At 71.1% G+C, this 6,271-nt stretch carries 5 protein-coding genes; all 5 read left to right on the top strand.

Translation table 11 applies throughout. From position 1 onward, the window contains the following. Positions 1-3,848: polymorphic toxin-type HINT domain-containing protein (locus tag IE109_RS30885; protein WP_189554674.1), on the top strand; the 3,848-nt coding region annotated here is incomplete at its 5' end. A gap of 126 nt (positions 3,849-3,974) precedes the next feature. Then, the gene (locus IE109_RS30880; RefSeq protein WP_189554673.1) at positions 3,975-4,565 is read left to right on the top strand and encodes a hypothetical protein; all 591 of its coding nucleotides are present in this window, start codon (positions 3,975-3,977) and stop codon (positions 4,563-4,565) included. Between the two features lie 524 nt (positions 4,566-5,089). Further along, positions 5,090-5,374 (top strand): hypothetical protein, encoded by a 285-nt coding sequence (locus IE109_RS30875; protein WP_189554672.1) that lies wholly within the window; start codon positions 5,090-5,092, stop codon positions 5,372-5,374. Next, positions 5,375-5,908, top strand: a complete 534-nt coding sequence (locus IE109_RS30870) for a hypothetical protein (protein ID WP_189554671.1) — start codon at positions 5,375-5,377, stop codon at positions 5,906-5,908. It begins immediately after the preceding gene. A gap of 77 nt (positions 5,909-5,985) precedes the next feature. After that, a complete protein-coding gene (locus IE109_RS30865) occupies positions 5,986-6,135 on the top strand; it encodes a hypothetical protein (RefSeq protein ID WP_189554670.1) in 150 nt (49 codons plus the stop codon). Positions 6,136-6,271: the final 136 nt, after the last annotated feature.

Here is a 6,271-nt window from a genome sequence, read left to right as displayed (position 1 = left end):
GGAAGATCGAGGCGCTGCGCGGCACCGGCGGCCCGTTCTTCAACGCCGAGGTGGAACGGGTTCTCAAGGGCACGGCGCAGGACCGCGCCGACTTCCTGGCCTTCGGGGCCGACATCGCCAAGCAGCGTGACGAGGCGGACAAGCAGAACGCCGCCAAGCGGGCGGAGGAGAACCGCAAGCGCGTCGAGATGCTGGCCTCCGTGGGCGGTCCCGCGGTCAAGCGGGCCGCGCTGGCCGCGCTGGAGTCCAAGGACGACGCGGTCATCGCGGAGTTTCTGGAAAAGGGCTACCAGACCGCTGCGCAGCAGGACGCCGATGACCGTGCCGCGCACGAGAAGGCGCAGAAGGAGGCCCAGGAGGCCGCCGGGAAGCTGCGTGAGCTGGCCCGCAAGGCGGCCGTCGCGGCCGAGGCCCGCACCAAGCTGATCGCCGCGCACGGTGACGCGGTGAAGGCTTTGAAGTCCGCGTCGAACGCGATGAGCGCCGCGGCCGCCCAGTCCCGTGAGGCCGACCGGATGCTCGCCGCCGACAAGGCCGGCAAGCGCCTGTCGGACTACGCCCCGGTCAAGACGGAGGTCGCGCGGCAGGTCGGGTACGCCGAGGACGCGGCCAAGGCGGCCCAGGTCGCCGCGGCCCAGGCCAAGGTGCAGGCCGGTGTGCTGGTGGAGACCGGCCTCGAGCACGGCACCCAGTGGTCCGAGGTCGCCTCCGGCATCGCCGGCGCGTCGGACGCCGCCGCCAAGGCCGCCGCCACCGCGCGGCACGCGGTGGACGCCACCGCCGCCGACGCCGCCGGTCTCAACGCCAAGAACCAGGCCGAGCTGCACGCCCAGCAGGCCGCCAAGTGGCGGGCGAACGCCGAGGAGCACGCCAAGGCGGCCGCCCGGCTGGCCGAGGCCGCCGAGACCCAGGCGAAGATCGCCGCGACCGCCGCCGCGCGTGCCAGGACAGCACGCCTGGCGGCCGAGCAGGCGGAGAAGGAGGCGTGGGAGCACGCCCGCAAGACCCGCGACGCCCGTATCGAGGCGCAGCGCCAGGCGAAGATCGCGGCCGAGCAGCGGGCGATCGCCGAGCGCGAGCGCGATCTCGCCGCCGCCGCCCGCGCCCGGGCCGAGAAGGAGCGGGACATCGCGGCTGCGGCACGCGCCCGTGCCGAGGCCGAGGCCCGTACCGCCTCCGCCGCCCGCGCGCAGGCCCAGGCGGCTGCCGCGACGGCCGCCGCCGCGCGGGCGGACGCCGCCCGCCAGGACGGCATCGCCGCCGACGCCGACCGCCGGGCTCAGGCGGAGGAGACCAACGCCCGAAACGCCCGCAACGCCGCCTTCAAGGCGGAACAGAACCACCAGGCCAAGGAGGCCCGCGCCAAGGCCACCGAGGCGATCGCCGCCTCCGGCCGCGGCACCATCGACGCGGGTGTCGCCCGCGCCGCCGCGGACGCCGCCCGTGCGGACGCCGACACGGCGGGAGCCGCGGCCGGTCAGGCCCGCAGCGCCGCCGACACCGCCAGCGGCGCGGCCGTACGGGCCCGTTCCGCCGCGACGGAGGCCGCGGGCGCCGCCGCCCGGGCACGGGCCGCCGCCGCCGAGGCCACCGCGCACGCCGCGCGCGCCAACGCCGCGGCGAACAAGGCCGAGGCCGCTGCCGCCGCCGCGAACGCCGCCGCCAACAAGGCGGAGGCCGAGGCGGCCCTCACGCACGCCGCCGCGCAGCGCGCCAACCAGAAGGCCGCCGAGGCCACCGCGCAGGAGGCCCGCGCCGGCATCGCCGCGCACGAGTCCTCCCGGCTCGCCGGTCTCACCGCCATGGAGGCCAACAACTCCCTCCAGGCCGCCAACCGCACCAAGGACGAGGCCCAGGGCGCCGTCCGTGAGGCGGCCACGGCACGCGTCCAGTCGACGATCGCCGTGACCGCGTCCGCCGCGGCCCGCGACACCGCCGCCGGCATCGCCGAGCCGGCCAACACGGCCATCACGCTCACCGCGCCGTTCAGCGGCAAGGACGTCGACGCCGACTTCGCCGCGGCGGTCGCCGCCGCCGCGGAGCAGATGGGCGCCGAGCAGGTCGCCTCGGCCGAGGCGAAGGCCGCCGAGGCCGTGAAGGCCGCCGAGGCCGCGGAAGCCGCCGCCAAGCGGGCCAACGCCCAGGTCGCCCCCGCCTTCAAGGCCGCCGCCGACGCGGCGCGTTCGTCCGCGAACGCCGCACGCTCCGCCGCGGCGGCGATGAAGTCGGCCGCGCAGGCCGCCGAGGAGGGCGCCAAGGCGAGGGCCGCCGCGGCCCGCGCCAACCAGGCCGACGCCCAGGCCCAGGCCGACGCCAAGCTCGCCCGCTCGGCCGCCAACCAGGCGTACGCGGACGCCACGGCCGCCCGCAACGCCGCCAACCAGGCGGAGGCAGAGGCGGCCCGCGCCCGGGGCGCCGCGGCCGAGGCCGACAGCCACGCGGTCGCCGCCAACAGCGCGGCCAGCCTGGCCGAGAAGGAGGCGAGCGTCGCCCAGGGCGCGGCCGCCCAGGCGGAGAAGGACGCCGCCGACGCGAACAAGTTCGCCGAGTCCGCCGAGGGCCACGCCAAGTCGGCGGAGACGGCGGCGAAGAACGCCAACGCCTACGCCCGCGAGGCGGACGAGGCCGCGAAGAAGGCCGAGGAGTACCAGCGCGAGCAGGAGCGCAAGGCCCGCGAGGCGGCGGCCAAGGCCGCGGAGCAGAAGGGTGAGACCCCGAAGCTGACCCAGGACCAGATCGACGCGCTGGAGCTCGAGGGCATTTCGCCCGAGGAGTACGAGAAGGCCCTCGAGCTGGATGGCAAGGACCTCGCCGACTTCCTCATCGAGAACGGCGGGCAGATCATCGTCGATCTGCTCTTCGAGGACATCAAGAAGTGCTTCACGGAGGGCAACTTCGAGAGCTGCTTCTGGGCCGTGGTCGGTGCCCTGCCCTGGGGCAAGGCGCTTCAGGTCATCAAGGCGACGCCGGCGATCACCAAGGCGCTCGTCAAGATCGTCGGCGGTCTCGACGACTTCCTCGACAACTCCGCCAAGGCCAAGAAGCTGCTCGCCAGGAGCGAGGAGATCTTGCAGGAGATCGCCGAAGCCTGCAAGGTCGGGGCGAAGCCCAAGAACAGCTTCGCCCCGGGCACCCCGGTCCTCATGGCCGATGGGTCGCGCAAGCCGATCGAGGACGTCCGGGTCGGGGAGCGGGTTCTGGCGACCGACCCCGAGACCGGCAGGAGCGAGGGTCATGCCGTGTCGCACCTGATCGTCGGCGAGGGCCAGAAGCATCTGAGGGAGCTCACCGTCGACACCGACGGCGTGGCCGGTGACGCAACCGGCACCCTCACGGCCACTGACGAACACCCCTTCTGGGTCACGAACCTGCGTGCCTGGGTGGACGCGGAGGACCTCAGGACCGGTGATCTGCTGCGGTCATCCGACGGTGACCACATGGAGCTCCTCGGCGTCCGCGCCTGGACCGAGCCGATGCGGGTGCACAATCTGACGGTCGATGACCTCCACACGTACTACGTGGGTGTCGGCGCCGTGTCGGTCCTCGTGCATAATGCGAAGAAGCGCATATGCGGGCCTGCCGACGTGCCGAACATCGTCCATGACGGCGTGGACGACATCGTCAACAATGGACGCCCGCAGCGACTGGACGACAACGGAAACCCCGACTTCTTCACGGTGCGCCCCAACACGCCCAACGCTATTGCCAGGAAGTGGGGCGGAGCGAAGATCTACGATATTCCTGGCGGGGGGAACAGCTACCGAATCCTGATCAACAAGTACGACGATGTCGGCTGGGTCGTCAACCACAACTACAACAACATCATGCCGTACTTCCCCCGTCAGTAACCCTCGTCTGACGAAGCCATAACACAGTGAGCTCCGATCGGGTCGGCGTCTTCGATGACAGCCGGCCCGATCGGAGCTCTTCCACGTCCTTCCGAACCACTCAAGTGAATCAAAAGGGGTCGTTCAGTGAACGAAACACAGCTGACGGCAGCGCTCGCGCAAGCGGGGCTGCGGTACTGCGGGCCGGATCCGACCGTCGGGGCCTTGCCGGTGAAGGCCGCCTGGCTCGCTGTGAGCTGCCGCCGGGAGGACGGTCGACGCGATCTTGTCGTCGACAGGGAAGATGTGCAGCTGCTCGCCAAGGCCAATGCCGCCTGGTTCCGGTTGGCGAGCGAATCCGGGCTCCTGGGAGGCGGGGACCGAATGTTCCTGCTGGGGGTCGATTTTGCGGACGCCGATGCGGGGTCAACCCCGGACCTGCGGTGGATCAGGGTCCAATTGATGGAGGACTGGGATGTGATGGGGGCGGGAGTGAAATCAGGACTCCTCGGCTCAAGAGCCTTCTGTCCGGAGTTCGTGATGTTGTCGCTGGACGAGACGGTCGTCCTGCGAGGAACGACATGGGACCGGCGCATCGGAGTGCTGACCGTACCCAACCCCGACCGTGTTCAAATGATTCGAACCTATGTTGAACGTCTCGCCACCAATCCCAGAACTGCGCCGTCCGAACGGACCATCGCCGAGAATTGGCTCGCGCGTCCGTCGAAGAACTCATAGCACTTCGCCGTTCATGCCATGACTCGGCCGGCAGGGTAAATGATGACGGGGTCTTGGCGGGGTCGCGAGAGCGAGGGGTACCAATAGGACTGGAGCGCTTCACCCGCCACAGTCCGTAGTTGATTCCACATCTGCGCGCTGGGGGCCGGTACCCACCCCGTCAGCAGTTGTCGCAGCGGCAGCAGCGGTCGGTGCGGTGCTGCCATCGTCGTGAGCCCCGGCGGGGTTGGTGTGATCGGTCTCGGTCACTGCTGCACCGAGCCCGTGGCATGCAGCCGTCGGCGGGCGGATCCCCCCCCAGCGGGTGGACCCCCATCTCGACCAACCGCTCGCGGATACGGTCCTCAGCCGGGTCGTACTCGCTCAAGTCCGGGACCAAGCGCAGCGGTCGGCCGGCCCGGACGAACCCACGGGGCAAGTCCCCGTCAAGAACGCTCTCGTACCACGTACCGGGCTGCACAGCTGCGCCAGGCCGGTTGGCGTGCTTGGCATGGGGGTGCTCCCTTCTTTACTTCCTGGACTGGATGGCCGGGCTGCGCCTGCGCCCGGACGGCAAGGGCGGCATCACCGGCGTGGCCCTTCGTATGAGCAAGGGCACCGCCACCCAGAAGCAGGTGGACGCCGTCATCGACATGATCAAGTCGAACCCGAAGCTGCGAGCGGACATGATCAGGGTGACGAAGGGCGCCAAGGAGGTCTTCGAGTCGAGCGCCAAGGCCATGAAGGAAGGCCGCAATCCACAGTGGCGCTTCAGCAACGACCGGACCGAGGAGCTTCAGCAGTTGATCGACGCCATGGAGAAGATGTAGATGCCCGATCTGGATTTCTACGCCCATGTCGCCACCCGCGGCGACGTGCTGGGGGCCGGAATCGGGTCCGAGCCCGCCGAGTGGGAGGCGGTGCTGGGATCCGACCACCTCGACGACCGCTCGGGGGAGCTGCTGCGGCGGGACTACGGACTGGTCGAGCTGTCCTTCCAGAGGAGTGACGACACCTGGCCGTGCTTCGGCATCAGCGTCCAGGTGCACCGCCTGCTCCCGGGGGCGGGCGATGTCCCGCGCCCCCTGCGGGACGCCTACGGTGACTTCGCCCGCCGGGTGCGTTTCCACGAGCTGCGGGACGTGATCACCGCCCTGGGCCACACGCTCGAACCGGACAGCGCCCCGCCGGTCGCGGACACGCGGCGGTACCGGGTCTCCGGTTCCGGCGCCCGGATCGTCGTCGTCGAGGATCCCGACCCGTACGGCTACGGTGCCCCGGACCCGGACGACCCGGACGAACGCCAGGTGGGCGACGTCTGGTCGATCGGCATCTCCCCGGCCTGGTGGTCCGCGAAGGACTGAGCCGGGCCGCCCCCACGGGGCGGACGCGCGGGTAGGCGGGTGCTCTTCGGAGCACCCGCCTTCCGTGCGTCCGGGCCATGGCGGCGTCGTTCCTCGGGTCGGCCCGGCACACCGAGCTCCTCGTCATGCCGAATGCCGGTTCGAGCGGTCTCGACGTCCTCGGACCCAACGGCGAGTACGTGTACGTCGGCGGTGGCGCCAAGGCCGCCGATCCGTCCCGCTTCTAAAGGGCCCTTGAGATCAACAAGTACGCGGCCGACCAGGCGGGCGTGAAGGCGGTCCACTACCTCGCCGACAACACCCCGAATCGGCCATGGCTTCTCGCGGTGGGCGGCCGCCCGAGGCGACCCGCGTGAGATCCTC

It is taken from the genome of Streptomyces lavendofoliae, assembly GCF_014649735.1.
GTDB classification, from domain to species: Bacteria; Actinomycetota; Actinomycetes; order Streptomycetales; family Streptomycetaceae; genus Streptomyces; species Streptomyces lavendofoliae.
Note: the sequence above shows the minus strand (reverse complement) of the source record. Positions and strands in the feature narration are given on the sequence as shown.

Excerpts from the sequence above, each read along its gene's own strand:
- IE109_RS30865 (WP_189554670.1), top strand. The coding sequence starts at position 5,986 with ATGGCGGCGTCGTTCCTCGGGTCGGCCCGGCACACCGAGCTCCTCGTC.
- IE109_RS30875 (WP_189554672.1), top strand. The coding sequence starts at position 5,090 with ATGGCCGGGCTGCGCCTGCGCCCGGACGGCAAGGGCGGCATCACCGGC.
- IE109_RS30870 (WP_189554671.1), top strand. The coding sequence starts at position 5,375 with ATGCCCGATCTGGATTTCTACGCCCATGTCGCCACCCGCGGCGACGTG.